Annotated in this window: 16 protein-coding genes, 1 tRNA gene and 1 pseudogene; 11 read left to right on the forward strand and 7 right to left on the reverse strand. The window is 46.3% G+C overall.

The genetic code is table 11. The features are described 5' to 3' along the window. The first annotated feature begins 116 nt into the window (after positions 1–116). Both KJB35_RS25425 and KJB35_RS25430 read left to right on the forward strand, forming a co-directional pair. Positions 117–207, forward strand: a tRNA-Ser gene (locus KJB35_RS25425). Positions 208–298: 91 nt separating this feature from the next. After that, positions 299–421: a hypothetical protein gene (locus tag KJB35_RS25430; RefSeq protein ID WP_258483176.1), complete on the forward strand. Its 123-nt coding sequence runs from the start codon at positions 299–301 to the stop codon at positions 419–421. A gap of 498 nt (positions 422–919) precedes the next feature. Here the strand turns inward: KJB35_RS25430 and KJB35_RS25435 are convergent, their stop codons facing one another. The 4 genes from KJB35_RS25435 to hemC are packed head-to-tail and all read right to left on the reverse strand — an operon-like array spanning position 920 to position 4,999. Further along, positions 920–2,101, reverse strand: coding sequence for a heme biosynthesis protein HemY (locus tag KJB35_RS25435; protein ID WP_017635979.1), 1,182 nt, complete (start codon positions 2,099–2,101; stop codon positions 920–922). Then, positions 2,101–3,312 (reverse strand): uroporphyrinogen-III C-methyltransferase, encoded by a 1,212-nt coding sequence (locus tag KJB35_RS25440; protein WP_005378751.1) that lies wholly within the window; start codon positions 3,310–3,312, stop codon positions 2,101–2,103. The genes KJB35_RS25435 and KJB35_RS25440 overlap by 1 nt, the downstream gene beginning before the upstream one ends. Positions 3,313–3,329: 17 nt before the next feature. Next, positions 3,330–4,058 carry a uroporphyrinogen-III synthase gene (locus tag KJB35_RS25445; RefSeq protein WP_005383386.1) on the reverse strand — a complete coding sequence of 243 codons (729 nt, stop codon included), beginning with the start codon at positions 4,056–4,058 and terminating at the stop codon, positions 3,330–3,332. 2 nt (positions 4,059–4,060) lie between these two features. Then, on the reverse strand, positions 4,061–4,999 hold the full coding sequence (gene hemC, locus KJB35_RS25450; RefSeq protein WP_115386364.1) for a hydroxymethylbilane synthase: 939 nt from the start codon (positions 4,997–4,999) through the stop codon (positions 4,061–4,063). A 346-nt stretch (positions 5,000–5,345) separates the two neighbouring features. On the opposite strand from hemC, the gene KJB35_RS25455 reads away from it, so the two are divergent. Continuing rightward, positions 5,346–7,874, forward strand: a complete 2,529-nt coding sequence (locus KJB35_RS25455; protein WP_042523920.1) for a class I adenylate cyclase — start codon at positions 5,346–5,348, stop codon at positions 7,872–7,874. A 69-nt stretch (positions 7,875–7,943) separates the two neighbouring features. Here the strand turns inward: KJB35_RS25455 and cyaY are convergent, their stop codons facing one another. After that, the gene (cyaY, locus tag KJB35_RS25460) at positions 7,944–8,258 is read right to left on the reverse strand and encodes an iron donor protein CyaY (RefSeq protein ID WP_085570113.1); all 315 of its coding nucleotides are present in this window, start codon (positions 8,256–8,258) and stop codon (positions 7,944–7,946) included. Between cyaY and KJB35_RS25465 the strand changes: the two are divergent. From KJB35_RS25465 to KJB35_RS25495, 7 genes and pseudogenes are all read left to right on the forward strand, one after another. Further along, a pseudogene (locus tag KJB35_RS25465) lies at positions 8,238–8,449 on the forward strand (lipoprotein). The gene cyaY and the pseudogene KJB35_RS25465 sit on opposite strands and share 21 nt — an antisense overlap. A gap of 61 nt (positions 8,450–8,510) precedes the next feature. After that, on the forward strand, positions 8,511–9,764 hold the full coding sequence (gene lysA, locus KJB35_RS25470; protein WP_005378745.1) for a diaminopimelate decarboxylase: 1,254 nt from the start codon (positions 8,511–8,513) through the stop codon (positions 9,762–9,764). A 10-nt stretch (positions 9,765–9,774) separates the two neighbouring features. Further along, positions 9,775–10,605, forward strand: a complete 831-nt coding sequence (gene dapF, locus KJB35_RS25475) for a diaminopimelate epimerase (RefSeq protein WP_005378744.1) — start codon at positions 9,775–9,777, stop codon at positions 10,603–10,605. After that, on the forward strand, positions 10,599–11,330 hold the full coding sequence (locus KJB35_RS25480) for a DUF484 family protein (RefSeq protein WP_182016945.1): 732 nt from the start codon (positions 10,599–10,601) through the stop codon (positions 11,328–11,330). The genes dapF and KJB35_RS25480 overlap by 7 nt, the downstream gene beginning before the upstream one ends. Next, complete coding sequence (gene xerC / locus KJB35_RS25485) at positions 11,296–12,228, forward strand: tyrosine recombinase XerC (RefSeq protein WP_005378742.1); 933 nt, start codon at positions 11,296–11,298, stop codon at positions 12,226–12,228. The genes KJB35_RS25480 and xerC overlap by 35 nt, the downstream gene beginning before the upstream one ends. 8 nt (positions 12,229–12,236) lie before the next feature. Then, positions 12,237–12,953 (forward strand): 5-amino-6-(5-phospho-D-ribitylamino)uracil phosphatase YigB, encoded by a 717-nt coding sequence (gene yigB / locus KJB35_RS25490; RefSeq protein ID WP_047104010.1) that lies wholly within the window; start codon positions 12,237–12,239, stop codon positions 12,951–12,953. Positions 12,954–13,091: 138 nt separating this feature from the next. Then, positions 13,092–15,578: an EAL domain-containing protein gene (locus KJB35_RS25495; RefSeq protein WP_213908258.1), complete on the forward strand. Its 2,487-nt coding sequence runs from the start codon at positions 13,092–13,094 to the stop codon at positions 15,576–15,578. Positions 15,579–15,661: 83 nt separating this feature from the next. Here KJB35_RS25495 and KJB35_RS25500 read toward each other — a convergent pair whose 3' ends face one another. Continuing rightward, positions 15,662–16,258, reverse strand: a complete 597-nt coding sequence (locus KJB35_RS25500; protein ID WP_025768162.1) for a tRNA-uridine aminocarboxypropyltransferase — start codon at positions 16,256–16,258, stop codon at positions 15,662–15,664. Then, the gene (locus tag KJB35_RS25505) at positions 16,258–17,808 is read right to left on the reverse strand and encodes a COG3650 family protein (RefSeq protein ID WP_025768163.1); all 1,551 of its coding nucleotides are present in this window, start codon (positions 17,806–17,808) and stop codon (positions 16,258–16,260) included. The genes KJB35_RS25500 and KJB35_RS25505 overlap by 1 nt, the downstream gene beginning before the upstream one ends. Before the next feature lie 47 nt (positions 17,809–17,855). Here KJB35_RS25505 and KJB35_RS25510 point away from each other — a divergent pair, with 47 nt between their 5' ends. Beyond that, positions 17,856–18,326 carry an EVE domain-containing protein gene (locus tag KJB35_RS25510; RefSeq protein WP_005378735.1) on the forward strand — a complete coding sequence of 157 codons (471 nt, stop codon included), beginning with the start codon at positions 17,856–17,858 and terminating at the stop codon, positions 18,324–18,326. Positions 18,327–18,341 lie beyond the last annotated feature (15 nt).

An 18,341-nucleotide genomic window follows, 5' to 3' on the forward strand; every position in this document is an offset into this window, starting at 1 on the left:
ATGGTAGTGTGGGGCTTCCCCATGTGAGAGTAGGACATCGCCAGGCTTTAAATATCGTTATTTGCATAGACAAGTAACAACATCACCAGTGTACTAATCTGTTGATGACAATTTGTGGAGAGATGGCTGAGTGGTTGAAAGCACCGGTCTTGAAAACCGGCATACGTTAATAGCGTATCTAGGGTTCAAATCCCTATCTCTCCGCCACTATTAAGAAGCCTCGCTAGAAATAGCGAGGCTTTTTTCATTTCCGCACATCTTTATTACTCTATCTGTGCTTGCCAAAAATCAATTCCATATGCGATCTACTTTTGGACTAAGTAATATCGGTATCGGTATCGGTATCGGTATCGGTATCGGTATCGGTATTGGTATTGGTTGTGACGTTTTGATTTTTGCTAAGAAGTGCAGTTGCTTCTAAAGCTGTTCATCCTCATCACTGCATGCTGTCCCGATAAGGTTGTTGGAGATGCTTTGTTAAGGTGTTGAACCATCTATTGCCTTATCGTTCTCTTAAAGCACTACCATTGCTTCTCTAGCCCATTTTACCGGATAGACCGAACAAATAAGCATACTCAAATAGCCACTGTTTCACTGATGTATCTTTTTGTTTTACTCAGTCTAGCGACGCGTGTGCTCTATTGCCTAAATCTAGCTACGTCTTAAAACCATACATCAACAGGCTAAAGTTACGTATTCCTGCATCTTTTAAAATTGTTTTGGATTCTGCTGGAATGACAGGATCAGAGTAGTCAAAAGAGAAGAGGAAAGTGAAACGATAGTGAGTTGCTAGGAAGTTGAGAACTACTTGGGAGCCAATGAATTGGATAAACATATTGATGACTAAGGACTGAAGGGTTAATAGCAGGCAATAAAAAAGCCGACAGGTAAGCTGTCGGCTTGGTTAGGTCATCTTAAGTTAGTCATTCTGTACGAGCGTGAGAGCTTTACGAGAGACTTCGTGAGCAGCTTTGGTTAGATTTTGCTTCTCTAGTGTGTCTGCTAGGAATGCATAGTCAGAGACGTCAGAGCGAAGCTTTAAGGCGATCTCAAAGTGATCCTGGGCTTCTTGCCACTTCTCTTGACGGAAATAGAAGTGCGCTAATGCGCTATGGGCAGCGGCGTTATCCGGTTCTTTCTTCACTACTCCCTCTAAGAAGACCACGACAGGGTGGGTATCTGGCAGGTTTAGATCTGGCAGAAGTTGATAAAGCTCTGGGGCAGGTTGTTTTTTTAATGCTTCTTTTAGCACGGTAAAGGCTTCTGCATCAGCTTTTCGTGTGATGAGTTCTCGAGCAAAACAGGCAACGAGGTTTGTGTCTTGTTTCACTTTACGTGAGAGACTATTCCAATGGGAGATTAGCCCTTCGCTACCTTGTTGTTGCGCTACTTCATGGAGTAAGCCGCACTGCGCCTTTTGAATCAGCTCTGCATGTTCTTCTTCCGTGATGAGTTTTGCTTTGGTTAGTTGTGGCAAGAGGTCAATAAGAGGTTGCCACAACTTTAGCTGCATGTACGTTGTTTTCAGCAAGTTCAATACAATAGAGTTACTCGCATACTGACTTTTTAACGATTGCAAGGTATCGAAAGCGGACTCGAACTCGTTGTCGCGGATAAATTGTTTCGCTCGAGTCAGTTCTACTGCGAGATGAGCGTTCTCTTGTTGGCTCGCTAGCTCTAGATAGTGATCTCGTTTTGCTTTATCACCTTGGCCTTGTGCGGCTTCAGACGCAACCAAGTAGCAAAGCAGCGGCATATCGTGATGATTTGCCCAGCGAGTTACTTTCTTCTCAGCACCTTTCCAGTCACCTTCTAGAAGTTTAATAATGCCTTCATTGGTGTATCGGCGGGAATGGCGCATTTTGCGAACACTGAAGTAGTTCCATGTTGTAGAACTAGCATAAACTAACTTCTTAATCAGGTACTCAAGCAGAAAAAGACCTGCGAGTGCAGCGATAACGAAAACCACTAATGTCGTTACGCTCATCTCGATCGTTTTCTCGGCAATGGAGATGAGTACATAGCCTTGCTGACCAGAAAACTGGGTGCCAACAAATAGTCCTGCGCCTAGTACAACAAATAGGAAAATAAGACGAAACATTACTTATCCTCCATGCCTGTCATCGTTGTGACTTCACGACGTAGGCGTTCACGGATGACATCTGATAGTTGAGACTGACTTTGCAGTTTTGTTGGGTATTCCACTTGAATATTTTGCTGACTTAGTAGGTTAACCGTTTTGTTGAACTCTTTAACAGAATTATCGTCTTGGTTGAAGAAAGCTAATGCCCATTTGTCGGCTGTTTTTAGAGATGTGGTGTAAATTTCACCTTGTTCTTGGTACACCGCTTTTATTGCCGTTTCCAATTTGGCTTTGATGTTTTCTTTCAGGTAAAAGTGTTGCTCAGGAGAAAGCAGTGGAATGACGTTACCATCGCGCGTGCGGAAGGTAATGAAGTTTTCTGAAAAGTCCTTCAAAGAGGTCATTAAGTTATCTTGCCAGTTTGCGATATCTTCAGACACTTCAGTGTTTTCTACGGCTTCAGCTTCAGGTAGCAGTGCATTGGCGAGAGGGAGCTTGTCTACTTGCTGTTGTAGGGCAGTTAAGCGTAGTACCAATCCATCACGGTCAATTAGCGGGATCGTGCGAAGTTTGGTGATATCGTTCGCCATTGCTTTACGTAGTTTGACGAGGCTAGGGTCATTCAGTGCTGCAATGCGTTGGTCTGCACTTTCCATCAGTTGAGTCGCGCTTTCTACATCGTGCTCTAAGAACAATTTACGACCAGCTAATTTGACAAGGTAATCGGCTTCCGCTAATAGCCAGTCGTTTGGTCGACGACCTTTCACATCGGCAACGGCGAGCTGTAAGCTTTCAATGCTCTTCTGTTGCTGTCCAAGTACCACTTCCGCTTTGTGTGTCACGGTTGTTGCTTTCTCGATGGTTTCTTCTTGTACCCGGCTGAGTTCTTGCTTCATGGAAGCTTGAGTGCTTTCTAGCTGACTTTTTAGTTGGGCGATCTGCGCTTGGTAATCGGCTTGCTGTTGATGCAGCTTGTACGCGAGGCCACCGCCAAAAATAATCGATAAGATGATAGCGACCGTACCTAGTTTGACACCACGTTTACCTTGTTTTTCTTCAAACTCGACTTTGGTTGGCTCTGCTGTTTTTGGGGGCTCGGCCGCTTGTGGTTGCTCTTTTTTAAGGTCCGCATCCTGCTGCGATGTGGTTTTTTCGACTAGCGGTGCCGATGAGGTTTCTTCGGAAAGGTTTTTATCGTTATTTTTTTGGTCGTTATTTTTACTTGTCATGCCTATATCCTGTGTAGCTAGGGCTGGAGAGCCGCCAGTAATTCTTGGTTGGATGCGCTTCCCGTGCATCTCACGCGAGTGAACCCCCTTTGAATTGCGATGTCAGCGATACGCTGACTGGGGATATACAACTCTTGTTGATTAAGCCAAGTCAATTGCTCCGACGTCAATTGGCTGCACAAATAATCCAGTTGTTCACCACTGGTGACAATAATCTGGTTAATTTGTAGGTTTTTCCATAGTGAGATACAGCTTACTGGATCGAATGGGATGAATTCTCTCTTGTAAGTCTCACTATAGTGAACTTTTGCGCCACGCCTCACCAATGCATCTTTGATCAGCTCTCTTCCGCCGTTACCACGAAGGATAAGAACTTGTTGTTGTGCCACATTGTTGAGCTCTGGCAGTCGCAATAAGTGTTCACTATCACTGACTTGGGGATAGTGTACTTTCTGTTGGGTACATTTGCTTAAATAGTGTGCTGTTTTTTGACCAACGGCAAGGTAAATAGCTTGTTTCGGCCATGACATCCCGTTGCTGGCTAAGATTTGCTGTGCACATTGCACTGCATGTCGACTAACAGCGATAACAATTTGAGCTTGATGTAGATGTTTAGAGAGGTGCGTGTCCGTGAGATCGGCGACAATGTCGATCAGAGGATGGTGATATGCGGAAATGCCGTGCCTTTCGAGCAGAGAGCAAAGCGCGTTGCCTTGCTCTCCCGGCCGAGTGACCAACACTGCCATGGTTATTCGTGATCTGCGTACAGCTTAGTTAGGATTTCACGAGCGCCGTTATCTAGCAGCTCATTGGCTAGCTGCACTCCTAATGCTTCGCAATCTTTACGATGGCCACGAATTTCACCACGCACAATTTCGCTGCCATCTGGTTCGCCAACTAATGCGCGTAGCCAAATGTTGTCGCCGTCTAGCAGGGCATAGCTGCCGATAGGTACCTGACAGCCGCCTTCTAGCGTAAGGTTCATTGCGCGCTCACACAAAACGCGGTCTACGGTGTCTTGGTGGTTAAGTGGCTCAAGCAGCTTAAGCAGTCTTTCATCGTCAAGGCGGCACTCAATACCGACAGCACCTTGGCCTACCGCTGGTAGTGATTGCTCTGGTTCGATAAAGCTACGAATGCGTTCTTCAAGCTTCAATCGTTTGAGGCCAGCCGCAGCAAGAATGATTGCATCATACTCACCCGCATCTAACTTACCAAGGCGAGTGCCCACATTACCGCGAAGCTCTTTGATGATGATGTCCGGACGATATTCTTTCAGTTGGCATTGACGGCGCAAACTGCAAGTACCAACCACAGCACCTTGAGGGAGCTCATCAATGTGGCTATAGGTATTAGAGACGAAGGCATCACGAGGATCTTCACGCTCACAAATGGTCACGAGGCCAAGGCCTTCTGGGAAATCGACGGGTACGTCTTTCATTGAGTGAACGGCGAGGTCTGCACGTCCTTCTAGCATCGCGATTTCAAGCTCTTTTACGAACAAGCCTTTGCCGCCAACTTTTGCTAGTGGTGTATCTAAAATCACGTCACCTTTGGTCACCATGGTTACTAACTCGACTTCCAAGCCAGGGTGAGCGGCTTGAAGGGCGTCTTTAACAAAGTAAGCTTGCCATAAAGCAAGAGGGCTTTTTCGAGTTGCAATGCGAATCGGTGTGGATTGTGTCATGATCTTCTCAATGCTGTTTGGATTTGGGTTTATCCTACCATTCTCATCAAGAAATGCTTACTGTTAGTTCGTTATCTCTGAAGGCTATGAATGGAATTACATGACGTTATGAAAATAGTGTGACTGGATTCTCAATTAGACTAAGGACTATTATTAGTAATAGGTAATAAGAGCGACACTACCGCGCGATTAATTTTGTGACTAAAGTATGGTTTTGTATCCAGAGTGATACGCGGGCGTGAAGCTTTACCCGCACCAATAAAAGTGTTAAATTGATCACGTTTTTAAGCCATTTTGGTTTAAAACGTCAGCAGATTTTCGTGATTGTTCAACCAAGGAATTCCCCTTGCAGGCTTACACCCAAAAAATCATCCAGCGACTAGATAATTTGAATCAGCAGCGAGTTGATCGCGCGTTGGCGCTTATGGATTCGCAAAGCCAGCAAGTCTTCCACTTGATTCCTGCCTTGTTGAACTACAACCATCCTGTAATTCCTGGCTATTATGATGCCGATGTCCCGTTTGGTGTGCATGGGCTTGAACTAAATAGCATTCAGCAACAATTCATAGATGATATTCAACTTGCCATTGGTCAGCCGCTCAAGACGGTAGAAAAGCCCGCTATATTGGGTTTATACACCATGGGCAGTACCTCCTCGATTGGTCAAAGTACTTCCAGTGATTTGGATATTTGGGTGTGTATCTCGCCCGATATGGATTGTGACGAACGCGAGTTATTGACCAATAAATGCTTACTCATCACGGATTGGGCACAAAGCAAAGGCGTGGAAGCGAACTTTTTCTTAATGGATAAAGAGCGCTTTAGAAGCAATCATTCTGAGGAGATGACAGGTGATAACTGTGGTTCATCTCAGCACTTACTTTTGCTAGATGAATTCTATCGTAGTGCGGTGCGTATTGCCGGACAGCGTTTGTTATGGCAAATCGTGCCGCCAGAAATGGAAGAGTGTTACGACGAGTACGTTTCTCAACTGTGCAGTGATGGTTACATCGACTGTAGTGAATGGATCGACTTTGGTAAATTGAACTGCATTCCTGCTGAAGAATACTTCGGCTCGAACTTGTGGCAGTTATACAAAAGCATCGACTCTCCCTACAAATCGGTATTAAAAGCCATCTTGCTAGAAGCTTACTCGTGGGAATACCCGCATACTCAATTGTTAAGTATCGACACTAAGCGTCGTTTCTTTGCCCATGAGCCTGACCTCTATGGCATGGATGCGTACTACTTAATGTTGGAAAAAGTAACCCGTTACTTAGAGCGAATTCAAGACGATACACGTTTGGATTTGGTGCGTCGCTGTTTCTATCTCAAAACCCATGAAAAACTATCTCGTGAGCCGAATATTGGCTCAGTAGCTTGGCGTCGTGAAGCACTGAGCGATATGATTGCAAAATGGAATTGGGATGCCAGTGTCGTTGCAGAGCTCGATGACCGCCGTAATTGGAAGGTTGAACAAGTAAAGGTGGTACATCATGCATTGCTGGATGCGTTGATGCAAAGCTACCGTAACTTGATTCAATTTGCGCGTCGTAACGACATCACTTCTGCTATCAGTCCGCAAGACATCAGTATTTTGGCCCGTAAACTCTACGCTGCTTTTGAAGTATTGCCGGGCAAAGTAACGTTACTAAACCCACAGATTTCACCTGATCTGCACGAGCCTGACTTGAGCTTTATCGAAGTGAAAAAAGGGGGGGTAAACAAGTCTGGTTGGTACCTCTATAAACAACCGCTTATTGCGCACCGCATTTTGGGGCAACCATATCTAGAGCATCATGAATACTTGAGTAAGTTGGTTGCTTGGGCATTCTTCAATGGCTTGATCACTGAATCGACTCGTTTACATGCCGTGGTACGTGAAGCGCAGCTAGATATTGATAAGTTTTACCAAATGGTGAGTGACTTACGAAATACTTTTGCGTTGCGTAAGCGTCGTCCATCTATGCAGGCGCTAGCGAGTCCTTGTGAAATAAGCCAGCTTGCGATGTTCATCAACTTCGAAAATGATCCGACGTCTGAACTTTCTGGTCGTTCGTTGAAAGTGGATGTTAAGAACACCGATATTTTTAGCTTTGGTCCAGAACATAAAAATTTAGTCGGCAGTGTTGACCTTGTTTACCGTAACTCTTGGCATGAAGTGCGTACGCTGCATTTCAAAGGGGAAACGGCGATGCTGGATGCACTGAAAACCATTTTGGGCAAAATGCACCAAGATGCGTTGCCACCAGAATCAGTGGATGTGTTCTGCTATGCGAAGAACATGCGTGGTGTGATGCGTAATATGGTTTACCAGCTTTTAGCTGAATGTATCGACTTACGCTTGAAACCAGTAGAGCAAGAGAAACGTCGCCGCTTTAAAGCGATGCGTCTTGGTAACCAGACTTATGGGTTGTTCTTTGAACGTCGTGGTGTGTCGGTGCAGAAGCTAGAAAATTCCATCGATTTCTACCGCAGCATTTCTACTAACAAACTCAAAGGCTCGCCGCTGTTAATGCTCGATCGTGAGCAAGAATATCAAATGCCGGAAGCGGTGGATGGGTTTGCCAGTGAAGGTCTGGTGCAGTTCTTCTTTGAAGATAACGAAGATGGCTTCAATATTTATGTGTTGGATGAGTCAAATCAAGTAGAAGTGTATCACCAATTTAGTGGCTCCAAAGATGAAATGATTTCGTCTGTAAACAGTTTCTACACGTCGGTAAAAGACGATAGTCGCGTCGCGTCGAAGTTTATTAATTTTAACCTGCCTCAGTACTATCAAATTATTCACCCTGAAGAGGGGAATGCGTATATCATTCCTTACCGTAATGACGGTTGTTCACCGAGTCGCCCGACCAAAACTGTGAACGCGTAATTAAACCCTTATCAATAAACAAAAAGAGCACTTCGGTGCTCTTTTTGTTTTGGTGACGATTGACCAGTATTATACCCAATCAATGGCTTCGCCCGCGTGCTTTTCACACTCTTGCTTCACCATTTCAAATAGCTCCATACCCGTTTTTGAGCAGGTCCATTTACCTTCAATAAGCTTGAAGTGGAAACCACCAGATTTGGACGCTAGCCAGATCTCATGCATCGGCTCTTGGCGATTAATGATGATTTGGCTGCGGTCTTCAAATTCCAATGTCATTACGTTGCCAGTGACTTCGTAATCAATGTCTGCGCCTGAATCATCGATGGATTCTTCGATGATTTGCATCTGCGCATCCACCAGTTGATGAAATTCAGTATCGTTCATCCGTCTATCCTATTGCTTTTCCTGAGTGTGGTGCGATTATAGGGGGCATTGATTCAATAATCACGATATGCGAAATGAAAAAATTAGTTACTGTGTTGTTTGTGATGGTTGCCGCGACCTTAGCGGGGTGTGGTCAGTCTGGCTCACTATACATTCCAGATGACACTCAACAGAATGAGCAATCACAATAAATAACCGCACCTTAGGGTGAAATTAGGGTTCAGCAGTCGAATAAAATAAGGGAAGCGAATTTTGGATTACTTCAACTATCAGGATGATGGCCAGCTTTGGGCCGAAGACGTCCCACTTCAAGCTCTTGCAGAGCAATATGGCACTCCTCTTTACGTATATTCTCGAGCCACGCTAGAGCGCCATTGGAAGGCGTTTGATAGTGCTGTGGGTCAGCATCCTCACCTGGTTTGCTACGCGGTGAAAGCCAACTCAAACTTAGGCGTATTGAACACGCTAGCGCGTTTGGGATCGGGTTTTGACATCGTGTCGGGTGGTGAACTTGAGCGTGTGATTGCCGCAGGCGGTGATCCGAAAAAAGTCGTTTTCTCTGGTGTTGGTAAAACACCGGCAGAGATGAAGCGCGCTCTTGAGCTAGGTATCAAATGTTTCAACGTTGAATCTGAGCCAGAGCTAGAACGTTTGAACAAGGTTGCGGGTGAGCTTGGTGTGATTGCGCCAATTTCTCTGCGTATCAATCCAGATGTCGACGCGAAAACACACCCTTACATTTCGACTGGTCTTCGCGACAATAAATTCGGCATTGCGTTTGATCGTGCGCCAGATGTTTATAAATTCGCGCAAAGCCTGCCGAACTTGAATGTGCAAGGCATCGACTGCCACATTGGTTCTCAGCTGACCAATATAGACCCATTTATCGACGCGACAGACCGTTTATTAGCCCTGATTGATGATTTAAAAGCGCAAGGCATTAACATTCGTCACCTTGATGTCGGCGGCGGTTTGGGTGTGGTCTATCGTGATGAATTACCACCTCAGCCTTCTGATTACGCCAAAGCGTTACTTGGTCGTCTTGAAAATCACCAAGACTTGGAGCTGATCTTTGAGCCAGGCCGTGCAATTGCTGCGAACGCAGGTATCTTGCTAACGCGTGTTGAGTTTTTAAAACATACTGAGCATAAAAACTTTGCGATTATCGACGCTGCAATGAACGACTTGATGCGTCCTGCGCTATACCAAGCATGGCAAGATATTGTGCCAGTTTCACCGCGAAAGGGTGAAGCTCAGACTTACGACTTGGTTGGTCCTATTTGTGAAACCGGCGACTTCTTGGGTAAAGATCGCGCACTCGTTTTGCAAGAAGGTGATCTACTCGCGGTTCGTTCAGCAGGTGCCTATGGTTTTGTGATGTCTTCGAACTACAATACTCGTACCCGAGCGGCAGAAGTGATGGTGGACGGTAAACAAAGCCACTTAGTTCGCCAGCGTGAGGAGCTGACCAGTTTGTGGCAGCTGGAACAGATTCTACCGGAGTAACACACAACAAATGCATTTCCACTTTTCCAAAATGCACGGTTTGGGCAACGACTTCATGGTCGTCGACTGTATTACCCAGAACGTGTTTTTCTCGCAAGACCTGATCCGCCGCTTGGCGGATCGTCATACTGGCGTTGGTTTTGACCAATTGCTTGTGGTAGAGGCCCCGTACGACCCCGAAACCGACTTCCATTATCGGATTTTTAATGCCGATGGTAGTGAAGTTGAACAGTGTGGTAACGGTGCACGCTGTTTTGCCCGCTTTGTTCGCTTGAAGGGGCTGACCAATAAATACAGCATCAGCGTGAGCACCAAGAAAGGAAAGATGATTCTCAACATCGAAGATGATGGGGAAGTGACGGTCAACATGGGCGTGCCAGAGTTTGAACCGAACAAAATTCCTTTCAAAGCGAAGCAAAAAGAGAAAACTTACATCATGCGAGCAGGCGACAATACCTTGTTTTGTGGTGCTGTGAGCATGGGTAACCCGCACGTAGTGACCGTGGTCGACGATGTGGATACGGCAGAAGTGGAAACTCTCGGTCCGCTGCTTGAGTCGCATGAGCGTTTCCCAGAGCGCGTCAACGCTGGCTTTATGCAGGTGATGAGTCGTGACCATATTCGTCTTCGAGTTTACGAGCGAGGCGCAGGAGAGACACAAGCTTGTGGTAGTGGTGCATGCGCGGCAGTCGCGGTTGGGATTCTGCAGGGCTTGTTGGATGAAAACGTTAAGGTTTCTCTACCTGGTGGTGAATTGCGAATTGCATGGCAAGGCCCTGGCAAGCCGTTGTTTATGACCGGACCTACAACGCATGTATTTGATGGTCAATTGTCTTGCTAGTTGAAGAAAAAGGAAACGCTTTGTCTCAAGTAGAAGCAGATGCCTTAACGGCTGAAGTAGTGGCCGAGTACCTCAAAGATCATCCAGACTTTTTTGTGCAACGTCCGGAGCTTGTGGATCGTTTATCTTTCCCACACTCAGACTTAGGCGCGGTATCTTTGGTACACATCCAAATGAATCGCCAACGTCAGCGCATTGAAGAGTTAGAGGAAGAGATCACTACACTAATGTCGCTTGCGGCGAACAATGATCGCACCTTTTACGAATTTATGGATTTGCAGGGGCAGATTCTAAAGTGTGGTGACTTTAAACAAGTCATTCATTCTATCGAAGAGAAAGCCAAAGCATTGGGCTTACGTGCGTTTGTTCGATTGTTTAGTCAATGCGACGCATCGATTCAATTGAGTAAGGAAAGTTATCAACGCTTTGCGACCACTCACTTAAATGGCAAAGATGCGTACTTAGGACGTCTTCGCAAAGTGGATCGTGAAGCTTTGTTTGGCAACATGGAAGTGCCGGAAATGGGGTCCTATGTGGTACTGCCGCTCGTGAAACAGCAAACACTGGGCGTGCTTGCTTTTTCTAGTGAAGATGGCGGCCATTTTCAGCCAGATATGGATACCTTGTTTTTGCGTCACCTATCATTAGTAGTGGCACATCTCGCTCAAACACTGGTATGGCAAAGTTACGATGACGACAACTCCCAACACTCCTCTACCAAATAGTCTGCAAAAGCCTCTTGAGCGCTTCTATGAATTCTTACGAAGCGAAAAGGGGCTTAGCCTACATACTCAGCGCAATTACAAACAGCAGCTAGAAACTATGGCGCAGCACTTAGCTGAAATGGGGCTCAAAGATTGGTCTCAAGTGGATGCTGGTTGGGTGCGCCAATTAGCAGGTAAGGGCATGCGAGAAGGCATGAAAGCCAGCAGTTTGGCAACGCGACTCTCATCGCTGCGTAGTTTTTTCGATTTCCTTATTCTGCGTGGCGAGATGTCGGCTAACCCAGCCAAAGGGGTTTCAGCACCTCGCAAAAAACGCCCGTTGCCCAAAAACCTCGATGTTGACGAAGTGAGCCAATTACTTGAAGTCAACGAGGACGACCCGTTGGCTGTGCGCGATCGCGCCATGATGGAGCTGATGTACGGCGCCGGCTTACGTTTGGCTGAACTGGTGGGTGTGGATGTACGTGACGTACAACTGCGTAGTGGTGAGCTTCGTGTTATTGGTAAAGGCGATAAAGAACGTAAAGTGCCGTTCTCTGGGATGGCAACCGAGTGGGTTGGGAAGTGGCTACGCGTTCGTGGTGATTTAGCCGCTCCAGGTGAGCCCGCCTTGTTTGTATCTAAGCTCGGAACGCGTATTTCGCATCGTAGCGTGCAAAAGCGCATGGCTGAATGGGGGCAGAAACAGTCTGTCGCAAGCCATATTAGTCCGCATAAATTGCGTCACTCATTTGCGACACATATGCTCGAATCAAGCAATAACTTACGTGCGGTGCAGGAGCTTTTAGGGCACGAGAACATTTCGACGACCCAAATCTACACGCACTTGGATTTCCAACATTTGGCGCAAGCCTACGACCAAGCCCACCCACGCGCACGCAAAAAGAACGGGGAGTGAGCCGAAGTATGAAATTTTATCGCCGTATCGAGCCTATTAAGGCAATGACCTTTGACCTAGATGATACCCTCTATGACAACTATCCTGTGATCGTTCGCATGGAGCGTGAGTTGCTATCTTGGCTCAAGCACCATCATCCAGCGGTTGCTCATATGAACAAAGCGGATTGGTTTGCTCTCAAACAGCGAGTTGTGCAGCAACAACCCGAGCTGAAGAGCGATGTCACTTTATGGCGTTTAGTGCAACTTCAGCAAGCCTTCTCCCAAGTAGGCTACGACGAAGACGCAGCACATGCCGCTGCGAAAGCCGCAGTAGACGTTGCGTTGGACTGGCGTAACCGTTTTGAAGTGCCGCAGCAAAGCCTCGATGTACTGGAGGAACTCACGCAGCACATCCCGTTGGTGGCAATCACCAACGGTAATGTGGATTTAGACCGCATCGGTCTTACGCCTTATTTCCAACAGGTACTTAAAGCAGGACCAGATGGATTGGCGAAACCCGCAACCGATATGTTTACTAAAGCGAAGCGATTCTTGGATATCCCTGCGGAGAATATTCTGCATGTCGGTGATCACCTAACCACGGATGTGCATGGTGCAAAGTTGGCTGGTTTTGCAGCCTGTTGGTTTAATGATATGAATAAAAATGTCATTAACCATTCAAAAACACGTACTTTACCTGATATTGAAATCAATAGTTTGCAGCCGTTACTCACACTTTTTTAATTGCTTTCGCATTAATCCATTCTAATCTCATTTTGTGTCTAGAAAAGCAGCGCAAAGCCACGTAAATTATTCTCTATTAAATAAAAATAGTAACGCCACACGTCGTGGTGAAGATAGTGTTACGGCAGTGGTAGGTCCATGCGAGCTTTTTCAAAACTGGTTCACGATGTCAGTCAACTGAATGACTTTTTAGTCACTTTTCCAATTTCCTCAGATAAACAATATTTAGTACAAATATTGTCGACGCAATCGCGCGAATTTACGACCACACTTGCAGACGCCGTTTTGTCGTCGCTGCCGAATGCTCATGTTATGGGGCATAGTACGCGTAATGTAATTCTGGAAGGGGAGATATTTACCTCTGGTTGCCTAGTGAGTGTGATTGAATTTGAGCAAACCACGCTGACTTCTGCGGTACAAACATACTCTTACTCCCCTGACATTGATGGCGGGGAACTCAAGCGCTCTCTTCTAATGCAGCATAATTCACAGGTGATCCTCAGCTTTGCTGTGCAAATTGAACGACGTGACTATCCCTTGTTTCAAACCTTCGCCAGTGAAGAAGTCGTGATTTCTGGAGGGTTGGCGCAGAGTATTGACGATGGCTGCTGGGTGCTATATCAAAACCGAGTTTACGATAACGCTGTGGTTGCCGTAGCTTTGCACAGTGATACCTTGAAGCTATGGACTGATGCGTATTCGGAATGGAACCCGATTGGCATGCCACACAAAGTCACTCATGCAAAAGGAACGCGCTTGTATTGTTTAGGTGAGAAGAAAGCGCTGGAAGTATACAAGCGTTACTTGGCGGATGGCCATGACGTGACGCTGAGTCAACTGCTCAGCTTTCCTTTGTATCGAGAAAGCTTAGGGCGAAAGGAAGTTTGTACGGTAACGGAGCTGCACGCTGATGGCAGTATGAGCTTCGACAGGCCCTGGTGTCTTGGTGACGAAGTGCAATTTTGCTATAACCATCCCTCGTTAACGCTCGAGCAAGTGCGGCATGGTGTGGTTGAGTTAGCCATGCACCAACCTGAAGTCGTTATGATTTTTAACTGCGCGTCACGGTTAGACTTTATTGACAGCAGCGACGAAGTCCAAGCCTTCAAAGATATTGCGACGACGTTTGGTAGTTACTGTATGGGGGAACTGCATGGTGGTATTGGTCAGCCCGAAATTCTTCATCACAGCCTGACGTATTTAGCGATGCGAGAGGGAGACGAAGTGCAAACATTGAACTTGCCTAAGTCGCCCGTTAGCTCCTCTATTTCACCGTTGTTTAGCTTGATTCGAAATGCGATCGGCGATCTCAACCATATGAACGCGCATATGGGATATCAACTCGATCGCCAAACGCGCAAGTTACAAGAAAGCTATCGACGCGACAGTCGTACAGGGTTACAAAACCGGGTCGCATTGCAAGAGCGGCTGAGTAACATCGATTTGGATGAGCATTTGTTGACTCTAAAGCTACTTAACTTTAGTCATATCAACGAAAAATACGGCTACCGAGTGGGAGATCAATTACTCAAAGATCTCTCAATGCACTTTACGAATCGACTACGAAAGCGTTTCGGCATGCCAACGGCTTTGCAGCTTTATAGTATTGGGGTTGGTGAATGGGCGTTCATATTTAAAGCTGATCAAAGCAGCGAGACCATCAAACAGCACTTTGCGCGTTTTGCTGACGCGGTAGAACAAACTAATTTTGAGCCAATTGGCCTACGTGAAATAGATTATCTTTCTATCTCGCTATGCGGCGGCTTAGTGAGTCGTCGAGATTTTCCATCCGCTTCAGTAGATGAGCTCTTACTCAAAGGCATCGAAGCGAGGCGCTCCGGTGTACGCAGTAATACCCATATCTGTAATGCGAAAGATATTGAAGTCAGTGAGGATGTGCGTAAAGAGCAACTTGGATGGCTAAGTTGCGTTAGTAGAGCCATTCTCAAACAGAACATCATCACTTATAGCCAACCCATTGTGCATGCGGGTAGCCACAAATTGGCAAGCCAAGAATGTTTGGTTCGTATTCTGGAAGCCGATGGAACGGTGATTGCGCCAGGGCGTTTTCTGCCAATTATCTCTGATACGCATCTTTACACTCGACTAAGTCGGCACATGATTCATTCTACGTTGCATTACATGCGAGATAAGCAAGGTGACTTTTCTATAAACTTATCGCCGCAAGATTTGCTCAGTGATAAAACTTTAATACTTTTAGAGCATGAAATTAGCCAGCTAAATGACCCAAGGCGAATTGGTTTAGAAGTGCTGGAATCTGAGCAGATCAAAGACTATGGCCGAATGATAGAAGTGTGCAGTCATTTTAGAAGCTTAGGGGCGCGTATCATTGTTGATGACTTTGGGTCCGGCTATTCGAATATCGATGAAATCCTAAAGTTGGAGCCAGAAGTCATAAAGCTCGATGGCAGCTTGATTCGTGATATTGATAAAGACTTAAAACAGCGCAAGATCGCTTCCCAGTTGGTGCGTTTGTGCCAGGTGTTTAACGCGGAGACGGTGGCGGAGTTCGTCCACAATCAGGAGGTGTGTACCATTGCACAAGACATGGGGGTGGATTATTTGCAGGGTTACTATCTTGGCGAGCCGACTCGACTGTTTTAATGATGTTTCACGTGAAACTTCTTGTCGTAAAAAACGCAGCGTAGGCTGCGTTTTTTGTTTGGTTCTTCTACTGAGCTTAATGTTTAACGCTTAAGAGCGTGTCCACTCTTTTCAGCTTGGAACAGAGCGAGGTAATGGGCAAAAAAGCGCTGCATTTGTTGTTGGTTGTTTTGTTCTCCAAGTTGCCCGAGCAAATGTGCAGCGACTTCAAACGTGCACAAGTTACCTTGTTGTTGGTTGCGTCGCAGCTGATATTGTGAGTCCGCCGACGCAGACAATCCCATAGTAGGGATACCTTCTAACCAACGGCTCTTATTGATCATCTTGCGCGCCTCTTGCCAGGTGGCATCCAAAATAATAAACAGCGGAGTTTTGGTTTGTTGCTGGCTTTGGAGTACCACATCTTCGAGTGTGATACTTTCTTCACAGGGGAAGAGCAACACCGGATACCGCGACGGATCAGCTAATAGAGTGAGCAATTCTGCTGGTGGCTGTTTGCGATCCCAGATTACTCGCTCAATGTTGAGTTGGCACTGCTCTAGTAGCTGGCCGGTATTAGTATCACGCTTCAGTTCATTCGGATGCATTAACAGCAGGATGTTGTGCTCACTGGTAAGTTTCGGCATTAGCGAGCACATACAATTGAATTGAAAACCGCAGGTTGGACACGGTTGTGACATTACAGACGAACTCCTTCGCGCACCGGGCTTATCCCATCAGAGAACAGACGCACACCACTGACTTGGTTCGGCGTTGCCGTTGGCGCCATGCTTGGGTTGAGTGGGTAGCTAACCCCAGTGTATTGCATCACGTGTTGAGCCGCTTTAGCTCCGCCACCGCTGACATTAAAAATCAGATCTCGCCAACCATGAGAGGTTTGTTGGCCGAGCATAATCGGGCTTTGCACTAGTGTAATGCGGCTATTAAATCGCCATTCCTTTTCGTGATGTTCAAATATCAGCAATGTACAGCCTCCGGAACCACACCAATCCAACTGTACCAATAGCTCTTCGTTACCATCGCTGTTGAGGTCGTAAGTTAGCCAACGGTATTGGTTATTGTTGGGGGTGGTTTGATGGATAAAGAAGTAGTTGCGCACCGCGGCATCTACTTTTGAATCAAACTCTGCACTAGAAGGGACGTCAGCACTACCGATGGGGTTGTTGGTGCGTTTTTCGGCTGGTTGCATGATGCCTTCATCACGAACGGTGGCAGGATAAAGGACTAAACCACCATCGGCGATTGGGTATACCAAGTTACCGACTTTTTCTTTGGTCGCTTTGAGCTGATTGCCTTCTCGAGTAAACAGTCGCTCTGACATTAGCCTTTGCTGTTGATGATGCGTCATGACAACTTGAACCTGATACGGACTTAACTGTTGCCAGTAACCACGCTCGATTAATGGTGCTTGTCCATTGGCGTAACGGTATTTTGTTGTGGCGCTATGGTCTGGGTTTAAGGTCATTTGTACTTCAAAGCCTTGTGATTGGGTTGAGGTCGCGACATAGGTATTAGCCCAGCCAAGCGTTGCATCGACGTTTGCAGCCATACCACAACCTTGATACGTCTCGCCATCATGTTTTAGTGTTGCTTTCCAGCCATACAAAGAATCGCTCATTGTGTCTGAGCAGAGGTTTTCTGTTAAGCGAAGCTCACCATCTTGTAGTTGATAAGTGCGCTGGCGAGGTTGAAGCTGACTGCTTTTAATCGCTAATTTTGTGGTTTGTTTGCCGATTTGCTGGAATGTTAGTCCATTAGCCTCAAAGCTTGCCGACCAAGAAGGCTCATTACCAAACACGCGAGTTGGTTTGTTTGGTTGCTGACAACGGTTTGGATTTTCCGTTGTGAGGAAGTTCACTTGTTCCACGACAAAGTTAGCATCGAAATCAGCAGAAAACCCATCGATGCCCGGTGGGTTGAGGTGGCCGATAACCTCGCCATACATGGTCTGGTAAGGCTCGTTATTTAACTGAATTGCTCGTTGCATTTGCTGTGGTGACAGTTGCAACCAATATTGCTTGTCGCTGCCACAAGGCATGATGTATTGGCTCTCGTGACCGACGATCACTTTTCCGCGCAGCATAAAAGTTTGAGGTTGAATGGTTTCAGGCTTATCTAAGGTTGCTGGTGGAGAGGTTAGGTCAGCGGCACCAGATTGTGGCGACTGTGAACTACATGCTTGCAGAACCAGCAGGGTGGCAAGCGCCACTGGGTTTTTCAAAGCCTTCATGTTATATCTTCCTCATTATTGTTACTCAATCGGCATCGGATGGCATTATGGCATATTGGTTATTTAAAACTGAACCAGATACCTTTTCTATTGACACGCTTCGAACCCAAAAGGTTTCATGTTGGGAGGGAGTTCGTAATTATCAGGCGCGCAATATGATGCGTGACCAAGTGAAGGTGGGCGATTTAGTCCTGATTTACCACTCTTCTTGTAAACATGTTGGCGTGGCAGGTATTGCTAAAGTTGTGAGAGAAGCCTATCCCGATCATTTCCAATTCGATCCCGAAAGCGATTATTACGATCCAAAGTCAGACCCAGACAACCCGCGTTGGATTATGGTGGATGTAGAGTTTGTACGTAAAACGGCGCGAGTGATTCCGTTGTCGGTGATGAAAGCGATGCCAGAACTTGAGAACATGCCGTTGGTGAAACGTGGAAATCGCTTGTCGATTATGCCCGTGACAGAAGAAGAATGGGACGCGATTCTTGGCAAAGAGAAGCTGCCAAGTCAGCGATAAAAGAAAAGGGCTGCG

The sequence above is a fragment of the Vibrio sp. D431a genome (assembly GCF_030248655.1).
Taxonomy (GTDB): Bacteria; Pseudomonadota; Gammaproteobacteria; order Enterobacterales; family Vibrionaceae; genus Vibrio; species Vibrio alginolyticus.